Source organism: Citrobacter sp. LJND-P06 (assembly GCF_058188415.1).
This window is the reverse complement of record NZ_CP187317.1, coordinates 2,239,166-2,258,710: the sequence shown is the minus strand read 5'-3', so window position 1 is coordinate 2,258,710 and position 19,545 is coordinate 2,239,166. Positions and strand designations below refer to the sequence as shown.

Below are 19,545 nucleotides of genomic sequence, written 5' to 3'. Positions count from 1 at the left end.
TAATCATACCCTCCTGCACATAACCCTATTTTTATATGTTACAATAAAATTTACTGTCTAGATTTATTAATACACTCACATCAAATTCACATAGTAATCGCTTCATTTCCTGCCAATGCTTCGAATACCCCCTTAACCAAGTAGAACGTTCTACATTAATTAGCGTAGCTAATGATGCACCTGCATATTCCTTGTAAGTATCATTTCGATTCTTAGTCGCCATATCCTGTACCGCTAGCCACACAAGCTGAATTAAACGCTGTAGCACTCGCTTCTGGATCTTCACGCCCACCAGTTGTTTCATATAGCGTTCCCAGATGTGACGGCATACTTCTGTTTGATAATCAAAATGGAGATCAAACCCATAACAGTATCTGATCCACGCTTGCTGACTGGCATCTAACATAAGAACCGCCCTACGCCACGCACACGAAGAAAATGCCTTATCACTTAAGCAACCCATGGGTTCGTCATATGATTGGCGTAGGCGTGTCAGGAAATGGCGCAGGAGACTTCTGTCTCCCGTTATTCGCAGGAGCGTGACGGGCGGGCATCGGCAAAAGAGTCCTGGCTTATTTTCAGCAGTACAGTCGGAGGATGCAAATCGAGCAAAACCTTCGCTAACGCTTTGGTTTTGGTATTCGGGGCAGCCACAGCAGAACTGAGGGACGGATAAGGGTGCTGAGTTTACTGGCGACTCTCGCAACAGTTGCCCTGTGGCTAATTGGGTATAATGCTCAAAACAAAGGATCGCATCTGAGATATCACGCAAACAGTGTGAAATCACGGCGTGTGCTCTCATTCCTGACATTAGCGGAGAACACCTTACGGCATTCTCCGCTAATTTTAACAGTACCATCCTTACCCACCTCGCCAGAACCTACCGAAATGTGATGCTGGTTTATTAGCACTGATTTTATGGGGATCGCTCAGCGCGTAAGCGGGGTTTTTATTCATATTTTGCGATTCCGCATGATGCAAATTTTGATGCCCTAATAATAGCTAGTGGCTCAGTTGTAGCGGGGTTACGTCCTCTGTCTGATAATCCATAATCAGCTACGAACAACATTTGTTTAACGATATTCCATCTAAAATGTCCATAAATACTATTCGATTTAATTAAATAAAAGTTGGATGACATCTGGTTATCTGGACCAACAATTGCCCCCCAACCAGGAACCCAGAGAAATGAACGGGTTCTGGTTTTACGAAGAATTTCTGTATCTGTTGAAGCCAACCATATCCTGCTATCGAAGTTACTATCTGCATAGGTTCTGGGGCTGGGATTTATTGCCCATACTTCATCTATTTTACTTCTTGTCTCCGGGGCTTTTGCAACATGAACTGCCAACCCGCCTCCCAGCGAGATCCCTGTAACGACAATTTTTTCTTTGCCTGTGTCATATGATTTTAGGATTTGCTGCGTATATTCCACTGCCTGGTTATACTGTTTTTTGTACGGAAAAGGGTTTAAATTCGTTGATATCCAATCACAAAGGTCATCTGAACCCCGATATGCGATTACGATCTCATCTCGTTCGTCAGGCGACCGTCCTTTAACTAAAAATGTTGTGGCAGAGAAGCATGTCTTTTCTAAATTGTGATTTTCAAGAACGGTCATTCGGGATGGAGTAGCGAAGTAATGATCTTCGCTTTCGCTGTTGTTTTTTTGTAGCGTTAATGCAGAGGCAACAGCATATAGATATCCATGTGTAGCTACGTTAATCGTCGTTTCATCAAAGGGGCCACTATTGGGTATTAAGTAACGTTCATTGCAAAATACTGCACCTTTTTCCCCATACGGAGCCCTGTCTTTTCCAGTGCAACTCACCAATGCAAATGCGCATAACATCAGGACACTCTTTTTCATAAAAGTACCTCTGAATTTTATTGCTGTATTTTTCTGTCCTCATATTCAAGATAGCTTCGGATTGTTCACTTTATGAAAAATTTTAAGATAATTTGAATGTCATTAAGCACGGATGACGTCATGGCACGGATCACTGGATGCACTAAAGACGTCGGGTATACGGCAGCAAACCGTATTAGCTCAGAGCTTGCACAGCGCAAGACGTCTACGCACAGTAATTTGCCCACCTGAAATTCGATAAATTACATTTCTACATCAATGAGTTACATAATTCACTTCATGCTATTGGGCTATGGTAACAACGTTTGATGGCGGCTGTAAAACGATGATCCGCTGTTTGGAGAGTTCATGTGAATGATACAACGGGGAATGCGCACAAAACCCCGAACCGTCAGGTGTCCGGGTTTCGGGGTTTCTTTCACGCAGGCGGCGTATCGCCTGGCGGTGGTTTAATGATGCCGGTATTCTCCGGTACTGTGTTGAGGACCAATGCGTCCTGCTTCAATCAATATCTCTTCGATAAGCTCTTCAAGGCACTCTTTTCCGTGTTTGTCGCAAACCAGATGCACTTGTCTGCAGATCTCATCCCCCTTCATACCATCACACAGCGCCGATTTCAGCATGAGCGTCGCCCAGCGTCGGGCTTCAGAGTGAGTCAGCATAACCCCTCCCGATATCTATAACCTTCTAAGCGTAGTTCGCCGAACAGGCTTTATCCATGTTTAGGGTGCGGATAACCGGGGGAGCGTGTGCAAGCATGCGATTAAACTCGTTTGTATTTGTCATACAAATGAATATAATAGCCGCTTCCGATGTAGACCCGTTTTTTTCACCTGCGTACGGGTCTGGTTAGACGCAGGTGCTTTCTCTCCCCCGTTCAAAGCCCCCCACAAATACGTCACACTGTGAGTTTAAAACCGGGATATACGGGGCGACCACCGGGTTTGGCGTCCCTCCGGGAACCAAATCCCGGTGTTTCCCCTCATTCATTGGTTTACGTGAACAGTGTTACGCAGATGCAGGGCGCTGTGTGACGTCAGGAACGTTTACGCGGCATCATGCGCAACAGCGTATTATCTTTCCAGAAATAGTGATGTATCAGCGCGGCGGCGGCATGCAGAGCAATCACAAAATAACCCAGGTTTGCCAGCGTGACGTGCCAGGATTTCAGCGTATCCGCCAGGTCAAAATTGGCTTCGGTGGCATGTGGCATCACAATCCCAAATGCAATCCAGGGATTTCCCCGGTTGTAAATCATCAGCAGGCCAATGACCGGCAGAACAATAAACAGCAGGTAGATAACCAAATGCCCAAGGTGTGCAAAACCGGTCATCATCGGCTTCGGTTTTGGCACGATCGGCGGCGCGGGATACTTAAGCCGGACTAAAAGACGCGTCACCATCAATACCAGAATCGAGATACCGCATGAAACGTGGACTACATTGAACCACGGACGATAGCTGCGCGGTGCAAACCCGCGTAATTCCATGGCGCAGTAGGCGCCTACCACCAGTAAAAAAACCAGCCAGTGAATACCAATTTGCAGGCTTGAATACTTATTGCCCATAACAATTCCTGAATAAAAACAATAAAGCGCCAACATAGCGGGCTTTTGTTAAAAATTCATTAACTTTTGTTCCCTCGTTTTCAATCGGTTACGCCAGGTCGCAACAATGGTCATTGCCCGCAACGGCAGAGTGGACTAAGCCTGGTAGGGAAAAAATGTGGCGTATTGCCCTACCCTGACAGGAGAAAATCATGAGTAAAATTGGCATTAACGGTTTTGGTCGTATCGGTCGCCTGGTGCTGCGACGTCTGCTGGAAGTGAAGAGCAATGCGGATGTGGTGGCGATTAACGATCTCACCTCCCCCAAAATACTCGCCTATCTGTTAAAGCATGACTCTAACTACGGCCCGTTCCCCTGGAGCGTTGATTTTACTGAGGATGCGCTGATTGTTGATGGCAAGAAAATTGCCGTTTACGCAGAAAAAGAGGCTAAAAATATTCCCTGGAAAACCACCGGCGCGGAGTTCATCATTGAATGTACCGGTTTCTATACCTCTGCAGAAAAAGCCCACGCACACCTCGACGCCGGTGCGAAAAAAGTGCTGATCTCAGCGCCAGCAGGCGAGATGAAAACCATTGTCTTCAACGTCAATGATGAGACGCTGACGGCCAGCGACCAGATTGTCTCTGTCGCCTCCTGCACCACCAACTGCCTCGCGCCGATGGCCAAAGCGCTGCATGACAACTTCGGTATTCAGGTCGGCACCATGACCACCATTCACGCCTATACCGGCACGCAATCACTGGTCGATGGCCCGCGAGGCAAGGATCTGCGCGCATCACGGGCGGCGGCAGAAAATATCATCCCCCATACCACCGGTGCCGCTAAAGCGATTGGCCTGGTGATACCGGAATTGAGCGGCAAACTGAAAGGTCATGCTCAGCGTGTTCCTGTCAAAACCGGATCGGTAACGGAACTGGTCTCGATTCTGGGTAAAAAGGTGACCGCTGAAGAGGTTAACAACGCGCTGAAAAAGGCGACGGAGAATAATGAATCCTTTGGCTACACCGATGAAGAAATCGTCTCTTCCGACGTTATCGGCTCCCACTTTGGTTCGGTGTTTGACGCCACGCAAACAGAGATTACAGAAGTCGGCGATCTGCAACTGGTGAAAACGGTCGCCTGGTACGATAACGAGTACGGATTTGTCACCCAACTGATTCGTACCCTGGAGAAATTCGTCAAACTTTAAACGATGAGGGTGTGGCCGGGTGGCGTTCACGCTCACCCGGCCTGCCCGGTTCTGCTTGCCTGTCAGGACTGCAGATAGACAACCTGCGTTTGCAGATATTCATTCAGCCCGTGCTTGCCGTCGGCGCCGCCAATCCCCGATTTTCGCCAACCGGCGTGAAAACCCTGCATCGCTTCAAAGTTTTCGCGGTTGATGTAGGTTTCACCAAACTTCAGCCCTTTGATAGCCTGCATTGCAACGCTCAGATTCTGGGTATAAATAGACGACGTAAGACCATACTCGCTGTCATTTGCCATCTGCAACGCCTCTTCCAGGGTGTCAAACGCCACGACAGGCAGTACCGGCCCAAATGTTTCTTCGTGCATGATGGCCATCTCCTGACGGACATCCAGCAGCAGGGTTGGCGGATAATAGTAGCCTTTCCCCTCAACCGCTTTGCCGCCCAGCACCACTCTGGCCCCTTCCTGTACCGCCTTCGCCACTTTTTGCTCTACCCGCGCCAGCGCTGCGGCGTTAATCAATGGCCCCATGGCGATATCATCCCGCTGTGCCGGATCGCCAAACTGTACCGCTTTCATCGCCTCGCCCAGTCGATTAACGAAGCGATCGTAGATCCCTTTTTGCACATAGACGCGTTCCGCACAGTTACATACCTGTCCGGTGTTGATCACCCGGGAATCAACTATCGCTTTCACGGCCAGTTCCACATCCGCATCGTCCATCACAATCGCAGGCGCTTTGCCGCCCAGTTCCAGACACACTTTGGTGATATTTTTCGCCGCCGCCGTCATGATTTTCTCACCCGCCGCGACGCTACCGGTCATACTGACCATCGCCACTTTCGGGTTGCCCGCCAACTCCTGTCCCACGGTTTCACCCCGCCCTAACACCAGGTTAAAGACCCCGGCAGGCAAACCCACTTCATGCACAATTTGCGCAAAAGCAATGGCATTATTGGGGGTGAACTCACTGGGTTTAATTACGATGGTATTCCCGGTCAGTAGCGCCGGTGCCAGCTTACGGGCAATCAAAAAGAACGGGAAATTCCACGGGAGGATCCCGGTGGTCACGCCAAGCGCGCGTTTGAACAACAGAATATTTTCACCCGGACGGTCACTTTGCAAAATTTCGCCTTCGTAGCGGCGCGCCCACTCCGCCATGTAGTCGATGTAATCGGCCGTGAAAGCGACTTCTACCTGCGCCAGTTGCTGAATTTTCCCGCCTTCCTCAACGATCAAGGCGCTAATTTCTGCTGCACGCTCGCGGATACCCGCCGCAATTTTTCGCAGCCATCCCGCCCGTTGTATGGCGGGCAGTGCCTCCCAGCCAGGCTGAGCGCGTTCCGCCGCATCAATAGCCTGACGCGCCTCTTCTGCGCTGCCATCGGGAATGCGGGAAATCAGTGCTTCCGTTGCAGGATTAACCACATCAATCCATGACGTTCCCTGCCAGCTCACAAACTGGCCATTGATATACATCGGGTGTTGTACGGGTGCTGACATGCGCTGCTCCTGTAATTGATTTGTTTTTAACAAGTAAAATCATTGTTAATTAATATCAATCACGAAGCAGATGCTGCCGTCAGGTTAGCGACTTTGTGAAGCAGTTCATAAAAGAAGCCCTGAAACAGGCGCAGGAGGGACGCAGGTGCAGAAAAATCATGCCCGTTTGAGCAAAAGTCAGCGCAAACGGGCAAAAATGATCGGTTAACGCAGGGAACGGCTATCGATGGCCTGATTCAGGACTTCATCGTCTTGCAGGATCTGCCAGGCTGCCTCAACCTCATCGGGAATGTCAATGTGGACAATAAAATCACGCCCGCGCGGCCCGTAACCGCCCTCATTATCCCGCACTCGTGGGAGTTCTCCGGCAATTAATGACAGGTAACGATCAACAGGCCACACCCCTTGTTCCGCATTCGCAAAATCAACGCCCTCTTCCCGATGGCGTAACTCCGGCGTAAAACCAGGGAAGCTGAGCCAGCGCGGGGCGTCGGGATCATCCTTCGTCACACGCCGGAAGGTCGCCAGCGTACGTCGCTGCATGGTGGGGTCTTGCACCACAATCGCCGTGTTAATGGTCACCGGCGCCTGACGGAGTAATGCACAGCTAAAACGGGCGTTCTCTCCGCAGTTTGTTGACTGGTCTTCCACCCAAATGGATTCGCCGGGTATTTGCCAAAACTGATTGGCAATGTCGGCCAAAATTGCGGCTTCGGCCCGCCCGGTGGTACGTATCGTGTTATAGCGCGGGTGCTCTGCGATCGCCGAATAGAGGAACGTCGTTGAATGACCAATCCCGCCGCTTATCAACAATGGAATACGCTGCTCTTTCGCTATTTTGCAAGCCGCATCAATGGTGGGGATGACGGCATTTCCGGCCAGAATGACGCAGTCAGCCTGAAAGGGTTCCTCTGCTGAGAAATCGTTTTGCGCCAGCCATTGGCCAACGGTGTTCACTGCCTGTAACGTCACTTCGGACAGTGGCGGAAATTGACGCATGTTCATGATTCCTCCTCATTGTTCACTGCAGGGTACCGAACTCACTTCGCGAAAATAGCGGATCACTCTGAAAGACGGTCTGTTGAATTTCAGCACTTTTTATCATCTCTGTGAAATAACACGAAATAACTAAAAAAGTCGCGGTTGCACCTGGAGATTATCCTGTCAATGACGCCACGAATAAAGCATTGACTTACCATTGCGGTAAAAAACAGTGAATCGCGCTGCAAAAATGTTGCCTGTTTAGCCCTTTTACTGGTCTTGTCACTTGTTAAATATTACAAACAATTCTAGCTTGATTAACAATTTAACAACTTTTGTAACGCAGCAGGTTGCACCCACACCGCTTCGGGTATCACCTGATTTACACTCTTTGTGGCGAGGTTCCCAGTAATGACAACGCATGAAAGCAGCACGGCTATTTTGAAGAAAAACAAAAAAGTACTCATCGCCAGTCTGACCGGCAGCGCGATAGAGTGGTTTGATTATTTTTTATATGGCACCGCTGCCGCCCTGGTATTTAACAAAATCTTCTTCCCGATGGTTGATCCGGTCATTGGGCTGATTCTCTCTTATCTGTCGTTCTCCCTCACCTTTTTCATTCGTCCTATCGGCGGGGTATTGTTTGCCCACATTGGCGATCGTATCGGGCGTAAAAAAACGCTGGTGCTGACCCTCTCGCTGATGGGGGGCGCAACCGTGATGATTGGCCTGTTGCCGACCTATGAGATGATCGGCATCTGGGCACCGATTTTACTGATTCTGATGCGTGTCATTCAGGGGATGGGCATCGGTGGCGAATGGGGCGGCGCACTGTTACTGGCGTATGAATATGCGCCCGAAAAACGCAAAGGCTTTTTTGGCAGCATCCCGCAGGCGGGCGTCACCATCGGTATGCTGATGGCCACGTTTATCGTTTCACTGATGACGTTATTCAGTGAAGAAGACTTCCTCTCCTGGGGCTGGCGTATTCCGTTCCTGTTAAGTTCCGTACTGGTGCTGTTGGGGCTGTGGATCCGCAAAGATATCGATGAAACGCCGGAATTTAAAAAGGTGAAACAGTCCGGTCAGGTTGCCAAAGCGCCGCTGCGCGATACGCTGACGAATCACTGGCGTGAAGTGCTGATTGCCGCCGGGTTGAAAGTGGTTGAAACCGCGCCGTTCTATATTTTCTCGACCTTTGTCGTCAGCTACGCCACCACCACGTTAACCTACCAAAAATCCCAGGTGCTGGAAGCGGTCACGCTGGGCGCGCTGGTTGCCACGGTGATGATCCCGCTGATGGGGCTGCTTTCCGATAAGGTGGGACGCCAAAAAATGTACGCTATCAGCGTGTTTGCGCTGGGGCTGTTTATTGTTCCGTGGTTCCTGTTACTCAATACCGGCACCACCTGGGGAATTGTGGTCGCCACGGTCATCATGTTTGGCATCTTGTGGGCGCCGGTGACCGCCGTTCTGGGCACCCTGTGTTCTGAAATCTTTAGCGCTAACGTTCGCTATACCGGTATTACGCTGGGGTATCAGATTGGCGCGGCACTGGCGGGCGGAACCGCCCCGCTGATCGCCACCGGCCTGTTGGCAAAATACGATGGCGACTGGGTACCTGTCGCCATCTATCTGATGACCACCGTCGCCATCTCACTGACGGCGATTTTCTTCGCCAGCCGCCGTCGCCGCACAGCCGTTATTGACGCGCAAACGTCAACCCTGTAATCAGCAAAACGGCCAGCAAATGCTGGCCGTAATTTCATGCGCTGGCATGAAAAACGCTAGCCGCTAATCTGCTCCATTGCTTGCAGAATACGCTTATCCGAGATCGGATAAGGTGTTCCTAACTGTTGGGCAAAGTAGCTGACGCGCAGTTCTTCAATCATCCAGCGGATCGCTTTGACATCCTCATCGTCACGACGCGCTGGCGGCAGTTTGTTGAACCACTGCTGCCAGGCTTGCTGTACGCTTTCGACTTTCAACATCTGCGCCCGATCGCGGTGTGGATCGGTAGCCAGTTTTTCCAGCCGTTTTTCAATCGCCTGCAAATAACGCAGCGTGTCGCCAAGGCGTTTAAAGCCGTTACCGGTGACGAAACCGCGATACACCAGCCCGCCCATTTGCGCTTTGACATCGGAAAGTCCCAGCGCCATGGTCATATCCACCCTCCCTTTCAGGCGTTTGTTGATAGTGAAAACAGCCGTCAGGATCTGTTCAACCTGTTTTGCAATGTCGACAACCGTTTCGTTCAACTCGGCACGGACTTTCTCATGCAACGCCGCAAAGCCCTCTTCCGTCCACACCGGCCCGCCGTTGGCGTCAATCAACTGGTCTACGCCGCAGGAGATACAGTCGTCGATCAGTTCCAGCACCTTGCCGTACGGGTTAAAGTACAGGCCAAGTTTGGCTTTGTTCGGCAGCTTCTCGTGCAGATACTTGATCGGCGACGGAATATTCAGCAGTAACAGGCGGCGCAACCCGCACCACATCGCCTGCTGTTGTTCCAGTGGATTGTCGAACAACCGGATGGAGACGCTGTCGCGCTCATCCACCAGCGCGGGCCAGGCTTTCACTTTGTAGTTGCCGCGTTTCTGTTCGTAGCTTTCCGGTAGCTGACCAAAACTCCAGATATGCAAGCCGCTCTGTTCGATACCGTCATCGGCAACGGCGGAGAGCGTTTCCTGCACTTTGCTCTTCAGCGCATCTTTCAAATCGGCCAAAGAGCGCCCTTCCTGGAGCTTTTTGTTTTTGTCATCCACCACCCGGAAGGTCATTTTCAGGTGATCGGGCACCTGATCCCACTGCCAGGCTTCGCGGTCAACCGTTACGCCAGTCATCCGGCGCAGTTCACGTTCCAGTGAATCCAGCAGCGGCAGCTCGAGCGGCGTCACGCGGCCTAAAAACGCTTCAGCATAGTTAGGCGCGGGCACAAAGTTACGCCGTACCGGTTTCGGTAACGATTTAATCAGAGCGATAACCAGTTCGCGGCGCAGGCCGGGAATTTGCCATTCAAAGCCGCTCTCGTCCACCTGGTTTAACAACGGCAGAGGAATGTGGACGGTAACGCCGTCGGCATCCGCGCCGGGTTCAAACTGATAGCTCAACCGCAGCTTAAGATTGCCCTGATGCCAGAAGTTCGGGTAATCCAGCTTGCTGATGTTTTCCGCCCCCTCTTTAATCAGCATACTTTTTTCAAAGTTGAGCAGATCCGGGGTTTCGCGACTGACTTTCTTCCACCAGTTGTCAAAGTGACGCGCGGAGATAACATCATGGCTGATGCGCTGGTCATAGAATTCGAACAGCGTTTCGTCGTCGACCAGAATGTCGCGGCGGCGCGATTTGTGCTCCAGCTCTTCCACTTCGGCGCGCAGTTTCAGGTTCTCTCGAAAGAACGCGTGGCGTGTCTGCCAGTCGCCTTCCACCAGCGCGTGACGGATAAACAGCTCACGGCAAAGCACAGGATCGATCTGGCTGTAGTTGACCTTACGCGCGGCGACAATCGGCAGGCCGTAAACGGTGACTTTTTCCGTCGCCATCACGGCACCCTGCGCCCGTTCCCAGTGCGGTTCGTTGTATGAACGTTTGATCAGATGCTGCGCGACCGGTTCCACCCACTCGGGGTCGATTCGTGCGGCGATGCGTCCCCACAGTCGACTGGTTTCCACCAGTTCGGCAACCATCGTCCACTTCGGCGGTTTTTTAAATAAACCCGAACCGGGGAAGATGGAAAAGCGGGCGTTACGCGCGCCGGTAAACTCCTGCTTATCAGCATCCTTCATGCCGATATGGGAAAGCAAACCGGTGAGCAGCGCGATATGAATCTCTCGATACTCTGCGGGTTCACTGTTCACCGGAATACCAAGCTCTTTCACCACCTGACGCAACTGCGTGTAGATATCCTGCCACTCGCGTACGCGCAGGTAGTTAAGGAAGTCGACTTTGCACTGACGGCGAAACTGATTCGACGATAGCGCTTTCTGCTGCTCACCGAGGTAGTTCCACAGATTCACAAACGCCAGGAAATCAGACTCTTTATCGTGAAAGCGCTGATGCTTTTCGTCGGACGCCTGCTTTTTGTCCATCGGGCGCTCACGCGGATCCTGGATGGACAGCGCGGAGGTGATGATCATCGCCTCGCGCACGCAGCCATGTTTTTGCGCTTCCAGTACCATCCGCGCCAGACGCGGGTCCACCGGCAACTGCGATAACTGGCGACCGAGCGGCGTCAGTTTGTATGCGGTCTGCTGTTCATCGGTGGCGATCGCGCCCAGCTCTTCCAGCAGGCGTACACCATCCTGGATGTTGCGTTTATCTGGCGCTTCGACAAACGGAAACGCCGCAATGTCGCCCAGCCCCAGCGCCGTCATTTGCAGAATGACGGACGCCAGGTTGGTACGCAGGATTTCAGGATCGGTAAATTCCGGGCGCGACAGGAAATCGTCTTCAGAATAGAGGCGGATACAGATCCCTTCCGACACACGTCCGCAGCGGCCTTTACGCTGGTTAGCGGAGGCCTGCGACACCGGTTCAATCGGCAGTCGCTGGACTTTGGTACGGAAACTGTAGCGGCTGATACGTGCGGTGCCGGGGTCAATCACATACTTAATGCCAGGCACCGTCAGCGAGGTTTCCGCCACGTTGGTCGCCAGCACAATGCGACGCCCGCTGTGCGACTGGAAGACCCGGTTCTGTTCACTATTAGAAAGCCGGGCATACAGCGGCAGCACTTCGGTATGGCGCAGATTGAGTTTATTGAGCGCATCGGCGGTGTCGCGGATTTCACGCTCGCCGCTCATAAAGATCAGAATATCGCCGGGGCTCTCGCGTCCCAGCTCATCCACCGCGTCAAAAATCGCCTGCAGCTGATCGCGTTCGGTATCGTCCGCGTCTTCGACTATCGGGCGATAGCGCACGTCAACCGGATAGGTTCGGCCAGATACTTCGATGATTGGCGCATTATTAAAGTGGCGTGAAAAACGCTCAGGGTCGATGGTCGCGGAGGTGATGATAATTTTCAGATCCGGGCGACGCGGCAACAGCTCTTTCAGATAGCCGAGCAGAAAATCGATGTTCAGGCTGCGTTCGTGCGCTTCATCAATAATGATGGTGTCATACTGCATCAGCAGTCTGTCCTGCTGGATTTCCGCCAGCAGGATACCGTCGGTCATCAGCTTGACCATCGTGTTGTCGCTGACGTGATCGCTAAAACGAACTTTATAGCCGATACAGCCGCCCGGCTCCGTTTGCAGTTCCTCAGCAATACGGTTGGCGACGGTACGCGCCGCCAGACGACGCGGCTGCGTATGACCAATCAATCCTTTAATGCCGCGCCCCAGTTCCATACAGATTTTGGGTAACTGCGTGGTTTTCCCGGAGCCGGTTTCCCCCGCCACAATCACCACCTGATGGTCACGAACGGCTTCGAGGATATCCTGTTTTTTCTGACTCACCGGCAGGTTGTCCGGGTAAGTGATGTCAGGACGTGCCGCTTCACGCAGCAGGACTTTACCTGCCGCCTGTTCAATCTCTTTCGCCATCTCCTGGTAAATGGCCTGTTGTGCATCAGGATTTTTAACCTTCTTCACACCGTGCAGGCGACGAGCAAAGCGCTGGCGGTCACGCAACATCAGCGATTCCAGCTGTTGTTGCAGGCTGTGGAAAGTCAATTTTTGTTGTTCTGTCATAACGTTAGAGGGCAGTGCTCTGCCTGATAAAATCTCATTTCGATGTTGGGTATAGATTACCACATCGGCGCTAACCGTGTGTCGTTCAATAATTTCGAACATAGGATTCGATATATTGCGCTATCACTGCGGCAGGATTGTGAATAAAGTGTCAACAAGCAACGGGGCATCCCCCTTTCAAACACATACAAGGAAACACCCATGAGCAAGGTATTAGTCCTCAAATCCAGTATTCTGGCAGGGTACTCTCAGTCCGGTCAGTTGTCTGATTATTTTGTTGAACAGTGGCGTGAAAAACACTCCGCAGACGAAATCACCGTTCGCGACCTCGCAGCAAACCCAATCCCGGTACTGGATGGCGAGCTGGTGGGTGCCCTGCGTCCGAGCGACGCTGCGCTGACCCCGCGTCAACAGGAAGCGCTGGCGCTCTCTGATGAACTGATTGCGGAGCTGAAAGCCCACGACGTTATTGTTATCGCGGCGCCTATGTACAACTTCAACATCCCGACGCAGTTGAAAAACTACTTCGACCTGATTGCCCGTGCTGGCGTGACGTTCCGCTACACCGAGAAAGGCCCGGAAGGTCTGGTTACCGGTAAACGTGCGGTAATTCTCTCCAGCCGTGGCGGTATTCACAAAGATACCCCGACTGACCTGATCGCGCCGTACCTGAAAGTCTTCCTCGGCTTTATTGGTATTACCGACGTGAATTTCGTCTTTGCCGAAGGGATTGCCTACGGCCCGGATGTCGCGACCAAAGCGCAATCCGACGCCAAAGCGGCCATCGACAGCGTCGTTGCCGCTTAAAAATCACCCCTCTCACCGCCTGGTGAGAGGGTTTTGTCTTTCTTTTATATCCCAAAATCCCCCCATCGTATTTTGTATTACTTATTCCTTTACCTTCACCACAAAACCACACTGTTAATAAGTCTTTTATTTATTCATTTTGTGAATGTTTATTCTTTTTATCGCCTCTGCCATTTTTAATTACCGCGTAACAGTTTAGAAATCACAATTCGTATCATGAAAAAGTATGATGGTTGTAAAACCATGACCTTTCATAGTTATGAACATTACGCAATTGTAACGTCACTGAAATACTCCTTAATATTTATAAACAACGCTAATGTATTTTTATCTTACAAATGGTGATTTTTAAACAATTCTTTTTATTTTAATAAGTTAGCGTAATTTTTATGGGAGTTTTTATTATCACCTCACCTTGATAATAAACTTAGCGGACAAAGTAAATTTAAATATCGGAAAAAAATGGGGGGCTAAAGGTATTGTCATTTACCACTTAGAAAAGAACTCAGGTGCGTAATTATTAATCAGATAATTTTTAAGTCGGACTCAGTACATTTCTTCTGCCTTTATTTAGTCAGATGAGAATGAGAATGCTTACACAAGCAATGAGGCAATTATCTATGGCTACACAATACGACTTCACAGTGACGTTGCATGACCTGGCGTTTATTCTTCAACAAATCAAGATATCAGAAGCGGCGACCAATCCGGATGGAAGCGTGAATGGCGATCTGCTTCGCGAGCTCGTCTCCAGTCCCCTTTTACCCTACGGCGTGCGTACCGTAGATGGCTCATGGAACAACCTTTTGCCTGGCCAGGAGCTGTACGGCGCTGCCGACCAGACCATGCCCAGAATGGTCGCGCTGGATTTGAGCGATATGGCGGCGCTGGCAAAGTACTTCACCTTAAGCCCCAATCAGATGGTGACCGATGCCGATCCGCGCATTATCAGTAACCTGATTTCGGATCAAACCTCGTCTAACCCGGCGGCTCAGGAAGCCCATGACGGACTGGCTGACGTTCCCGGCGGCGGTGCCACTTCCGACAATGGCAGTTTATCGATTCCAAACCTCTCGCCTGACATCGGTTTATCACCGGCGTTTAATGGCTGGATGACCTTTTTCGGGCAGTTCTTCGACCACGGTCTGGATCTGATCCCGAAAGCAGGCAATGGCATTGTCTTTATTCCGCTGATGCCGGGCGATCCTCTGTATAAAGAGCCGGTAGATGGGGAGCCTGATACTAACTTCATGATCCTGACCCGCGCGAAAGTCGATGCCAATCATGAAACCATCAACACCACTACGCCGTGGATTGACCAGAACCAGACCTATACCTCTCACCCTTCTCATCAAGTCTTTATCCGCGAATATGTGCTGGACGCAGAAGGTAGGCCGGTGCCCACCGGTCATCTGCTGGAAGGTAGCAACGGCGGGCTGGCGACCTGGGCTGATATCAAACATCAGGCAGAAACAATACTGGGTATCAAACTGACCAATCAGGACGTTTTCGACGTGCCGCTGCTGGCGACCGACCGCTACGGCAACCTGATTTTAAGTTCTGATGGTAAAGTCCAAATCGTGACCGGTCATGGCCTGGTGAAAGCCAATGGTGACGTGTTACCTGTGGATACGGGGAGAACCGGGCATGCCTTCCTCGATGACATCGCCCACACGGCGGTGCCGAAAGCTAACCTGGTAGCCGATGGCGATAGCGAAGTGGGTAATACACCGGGGGCAGGAACCTATGACGATGAACTGCTCGACAGCCACTTCATTACCGGTGACGGTCGCGGCAACGAAAATATCGGTCTGACCGCCGTACACTCTGTGTTCCACAGCGAACATAACCGGCTGGTCGATCAGTACAAGACCACCATCCTCGAAACTAACGACATTGAACTGATCAACCAATGGCTGATTAAGCCGATTACCGAACTGCCAGAGGATCTCAACACCCTGCAATGGAACGGGGAATACCTCTTCCAGGCGGGACGTTTCGCGACGGAAATGCAGTATCAGCACCTGGTGTTTGAAGAGTTTGCCCGTGCCGTGCAACCAGCGGTCGATCCGTTCGTCTTCTCCAACACGGCGGATATCAACCCGGCCATTTTTGCTGAATTTGCCCACGTGGTTTACCGCTTTGGTCACTCGATGCTGACCGAAACCGTCGCCCGTACCGATGCCTCCATGCAAGACGATGACATCGGGCTGATTGAGGCGTTCCTTAACCCGGTCGCGTTCCATGAACTTAACGGCCAAACCATCTCCAGCGATCAGGCGGTCGGCGCTATTGTTCGCGGGATGACCCGTCAGGTCGGCAACGAAATTGACGAGTTCATTACTGAAGCGCTGCGCAATAACCTGGTCGGGCTGCCGCTGGATTTGGGCGCACTTAACCTCGCACGCGGGCGCGACACGTTAATGCCGACCCTCAATCAGGCGCGTGAGCAATTCTACGAATTAACCGGCAATAGCGAGCTGCGCCCTTACACCAGTTGGGCCGATTTTGGCTCCTTCCTGAAAAACCCGGCGTCGATCATCAACTTTATGGCGGCCTACGGTCAGCATGATTTGATTAAAAACGCGACCACACTGGAAGGAAAACGCGCGGCGGTGAACTTCCTCCTGTTTGGATCGGATGACGCCCCGGCGCCTGCCGATGCGCTCGATTTCTTTACAGGAACCGGTACCTGGGCAGATAAAGAAACCGGCCTCAATATGGTCGATTTCTGGATTGGCGGGCTGGCGGAACGCAAAAATGAGTTCGGCGGGATGCTCGGCTCCACCTTTAACTTTGTCTTTGAAACCCAAATGGAAATGTTGCAGGACGGTGACCGGTTCTACTATCTGAGCCGCGTTCAGGGTCTCAACATGCTGAACGAACTGGAGGCAAACTCCTTCTCTGCCCTGGTGATGCGTAACAGCGATCTGGGCGATCCGGGTTCGTCTCACCTGCCTGCCCATCTGTTCCAGACGCCTGATTATACCTTCGAGGTCAACCAGTCCTTGCAGACGCATGCCGATCCAAAATGGGACAATGCGCTGAAAGACCTCCTCTTCCCACTGGTAGTTCGCCGTGCGGCGGGAGCGGATGTCGATAATGACGGCGCGGCTGACGGTGCCTATCTGAAATATTCGGGTGATGGCCACGTGGTACTCGGCGGTTCGGCGGGCAACGACACGTTAATTGGCGGGAAAGGTATCGACAGCCTGTGGGGTGATGCCGGTGACGACCGTCTCGACGGTGGCGATGAAGCCGACGTTGTGCACGGTGGTGATGGCAACGACATCATTACGGATACAGGAACCCCCATCGGCGGCGCTGACTTCCTGCACGGCGATGCGGGACACGACGTTATTTTCTCCGGTAACGGTAACGACCTGATCTTTGGCGGCAGCGGCAGTGATTTCATGGTGATCGGCGAAGATGCTCAGGAAGTCTTTTCCGGACGCGATAATGACTTCGCGCTGGGGGGATCTGGCGGTGACACCCTGATGGGTAACGAAGGCGACGACTGGTTAGAAGGCGGTGACGGCTTCGATACCCTGGCCGGCGATAACTCCGAACTGTTCTTTAACAGTACCATCATTGGTCATGACGTCTTGAACGGTCAGGGTAACGACACCGACTACGATGGCGAAGGCGGTGACGACATTATGGTTCAGGGCGCGGGCATTCAGCGCAACAACGGCATGTCCGGTTTTGACTGGGCCATTCATAAAGGAGATCCGAACGCCGCCAACTCCGATCTGGGTATCCCGATTTTCGTTAACCAGCAAGAGTTTATCCTGCGCGATCGCTTTGACCTGGTGGAAGGCCTCTCGGGCTGGAAATTTAACGATGTGCTGATAGGCACGGAGCAACCTATCGGAACCGCGCCGGTTCAGGGCACACCGCTTTCCAATAACCTGACCCAGGAGGGTGCTGACAGAATCACCGGACTCCAGTCGATTCTGGGTGTTCCACGCGCAGAAAAAGCCGATACCGTCTTGTTTAACCCGGACAACGGTGGCGACATCTTACTTGGTGGCGGCGGCAGCGACCGCATCACCGGTAAGGCCGGCAACGACATCATCGACGGCGATTCGTGGCTGAACGTGCGTATTGCCGTCTCCGGGATGCAAGGGTTAACCAGCGCCGACAGCATGAATGAGCTCAAATCTTACATGCTGGCAGGCACGCTCAAACCGAACCAACTGTCGATTGTGCGGGAAATCCTCCGCGACGGTAATGGCACAGAAACCGACGTTGCCGTTTACCGGGATCTCAGCAGCAATTATCAATTCCAGCGCAATGCCGACGGCAGTCTTACCGTCAATCACGCCACGCCGGCCGCCGGACTGGCGTTCAATGATGGCGTAGACCGCCTGCTCAACATTGAAAAAGTGGAGTTCGTCAACGGCGAACAGCTCTGGGTGACGGCGCAAAAAGCCACTGGCAATCTGGCCATCAGCGACGGAACACCTGAAGTGGGCGATTTGTTGCAAGTCAATCTGTCTAATCTGCTCGACGGGAATGGTATTGCCGCAGATGCGCAAATCACCATGACCTGGCAGGCACTGGTCAACGGTCAATGGCGTGACCAGGCGACAGGTACGCAGTTCCGGGTTCCGGGGAATATTCTGGGCGCGCCGCTGCGGGTTGTTGCCAGCTTTACCGACCGCATGGGCGATGCTGAAACGCTGGTGTCGTCACAAACCAGCGCCGTGATGGTGCGCGATCAGGCCACCACCGGTTCGCCGGTTATCAGCGATCTGACGCCAACGGAAAGCGTCACCCTCACCGCCCTTGTCTCCGGCATTGCGGATGCAGACGGTTTAACTGGGAATAACTTCACCTACCAATGGAGAGTGAACCAGCCGAACGGCACTTTCACCAATATCGCCGGGGCGACGCAAGCGACCTACACCCCGCCAGCAAACATGATTGGGCGTACATTGCTGGTCGTGGTCACGGTCACCGATGATGAGGGGAACCCGTCCGTCGTCCTGACCTCTGCCGCCACTCAACCGATTGGCGATATGATCGTCGGCACCAACGCGTCAAACACCCACTCGGGAACAGCGTGGAGTGACGTCATCCTTGCACAAGGCGGCAATGACACCCTGCTCGGTCAGGCGGGTGACGATCTGCTCAACGGCGGAGCCGGTGATGATGACATTGAAGGCGGCAGTGGTCGGGATACGCTGATTGGCGAGGCCGGCAACGATCAACTGGATGGTGGACAGGATGCCGACTCCATGGACGGTGGCGCCGGGAATGACCTCTATATCGTTGATAACGCGGGTGACGTGGTGATCGAGGGGGCGAATGCGGGGACTGATACTGTCGAGACCAGCCTTGCCACCTATGTTCTGACGGACAACGTCGAAATCCTGGAATACACCGGGACAGGAAATTTCACCGGTACCGGCAACGCGCTGGCGAACACCATCACCGGGGGTAATGGCAATGACAACTTATCCGGGATGGGCGGGAATGACCAGTTGCTGGGTGGCGTTGGCAACGACATTCTCGACGGTGGCGACGGTAACGACAACCTGCAAGGGGCAAACGGCGTCGACACCCTGCTGGGTGGCGCAGGCAACGATGTGCTCTCTGGCGGTCTCGGCAATGACGTGCTGACCGGCGGTACAGGTAACGACACTATGGACGGGGGTACCGGTGACGACCGCTTCATCTTCTCAAGCGGGTTCGGACAGGACACCATTTCTGGTTTCGACAGTAATGCTACCGGCGGACAGGATCTGATTAATATCTCTGGAATGGGAGTGACTACCGCAAACTTTACCTCTACGGTTTTGATTTCGGGAAATAATAACCAAACGATCATCACTATCGGCGGCGATGTTATTACGTTGACGGGGGTTGCGGCCAATACCGTTAACTCTACCGACTTTATTATTTAAACGTCTGGAATAAGAAAAGCCGA

At 52.3% G+C, this 19,545-nt stretch carries 11 protein-coding genes and 1 pseudogene; 5 read left to right on the top strand and 7 right to left on the bottom strand.

Features of this window, described 5'->3' with window-relative positions:
• Positions 1-31 precede the first annotated feature (31 nt).
• On the bottom strand, positions 32-463 hold the full coding sequence (locus ACO7SM_RS10780) for a bacteriophage antitermination protein Q (RefSeq protein ID WP_490470789.1): 432 nt from the start codon (positions 461-463) through the stop codon (positions 32-34).
• Between the two features lie 72 nt (positions 464-535).
• On the opposite strand from ACO7SM_RS10780, the pseudogene ACO7SM_RS10775 reads away from it, so the two are divergent.
• Positions 536-908, top strand: a pseudogene (locus tag ACO7SM_RS10775) (IS4 family transposase); the annotation flags it as partial.
• 41 nt (positions 909-949) lie between these two features.
• Here the strand turns inward: ACO7SM_RS10775 and ACO7SM_RS10770 are convergent.
• The 3 genes from ACO7SM_RS10770 to cybB all read right to left on the bottom strand — a co-directional run bounded on the left by ACO7SM_RS10770 (position 950) and on the right by cybB (position 3,437).
• A complete protein-coding gene (locus ACO7SM_RS10770) occupies positions 950-1,870 on the bottom strand; it encodes a Tle-like phospholipase domain-containing protein (RefSeq protein ID WP_490470788.1) in 921 nt (306 codons plus the stop codon).
• 449 nt (positions 1,871-2,319) lie between these two features.
• Positions 2,320-2,532 carry a hypothetical protein gene (locus ACO7SM_RS10765; RefSeq protein ID WP_162382219.1) on the bottom strand — a complete coding sequence of 71 codons (213 nt, stop codon included), beginning with the start codon at positions 2,530-2,532 and terminating at the stop codon, positions 2,320-2,322.
• Positions 2,533-2,906: 374 nt separating this feature from the next.
• On the bottom strand, positions 2,907-3,437 hold the full coding sequence (gene cybB / locus ACO7SM_RS10760; protein ID WP_490470787.1) for a cytochrome b561: 531 nt from the start codon (positions 3,435-3,437) through the stop codon (positions 2,907-2,909).
• Positions 3,438-3,628: 191 nt separating this feature from the next.
• Here cybB and gap point away from each other — a divergent pair, with 191 nt between their 5' ends.
• Complete coding sequence (gene gap, locus ACO7SM_RS10755; protein ID WP_490470786.1) at positions 3,629-4,630, top strand: type I glyceraldehyde-3-phosphate dehydrogenase; 1,002 nt, start codon at positions 3,629-3,631, stop codon at positions 4,628-4,630.
• 62 nt (positions 4,631-4,692) lie between these two features.
• Here the strand turns inward: gap and aldA are convergent, their stop codons facing one another.
• Both aldA and ACO7SM_RS10745 read right to left on the bottom strand, forming a co-directional pair.
• Positions 4,693-6,132 carry an aldehyde dehydrogenase gene (aldA, locus tag ACO7SM_RS10750; RefSeq protein ID WP_490470785.1) on the bottom strand — a complete coding sequence of 480 codons (1,440 nt, stop codon included), beginning with the start codon at positions 6,130-6,132 and terminating at the stop codon, positions 4,693-4,695.
• 204 nt (positions 6,133-6,336) lie between these two features.
• Positions 6,337-7,137, bottom strand: coding sequence for a YdcF family protein (locus ACO7SM_RS10745; protein ID WP_490470784.1), 801 nt, complete (start codon positions 7,135-7,137; stop codon positions 6,337-6,339).
• Between the two features lie 387 nt (positions 7,138-7,524).
• On the opposite strand from ACO7SM_RS10745, the gene ACO7SM_RS10740 reads away from it, so the two are divergent.
• Positions 7,525-8,844: an MFS transporter gene (locus ACO7SM_RS10740; protein WP_490470783.1), complete on the top strand. Its 1,320-nt coding sequence runs from the start codon at positions 7,525-7,527 to the stop codon at positions 8,842-8,844.
• A gap of 56 nt (positions 8,845-8,900) precedes the next feature.
• Here the strand turns inward: ACO7SM_RS10740 and hrpA are convergent, their stop codons facing one another.
• Positions 8,901-12,803, bottom strand: a complete 3,903-nt coding sequence (hrpA, locus tag ACO7SM_RS10735) for an ATP-dependent RNA helicase HrpA (protein ID WP_490470782.1) — start codon at positions 12,801-12,803, stop codon at positions 8,901-8,903.
• Between the two features lie 201 nt (positions 12,804-13,004).
• Between hrpA and azoR the strand changes: the two genes are divergently transcribed.
• Positions 13,005-13,610 (top strand): FMN-dependent NADH-azoreductase, encoded by a 606-nt coding sequence (gene azoR / locus ACO7SM_RS10730; protein ID WP_192612286.1) that lies wholly within the window; start codon positions 13,005-13,007, stop codon positions 13,608-13,610.
• Between the two features lie 620 nt (positions 13,611-14,230).
• A complete protein-coding gene (locus tag ACO7SM_RS10725; protein WP_490470781.1) occupies positions 14,231-19,522 on the top strand; it encodes a peroxidase family protein in 5,292 nt (1,763 codons plus the stop codon).
• Positions 19,523-19,545 lie beyond the last annotated feature (23 nt).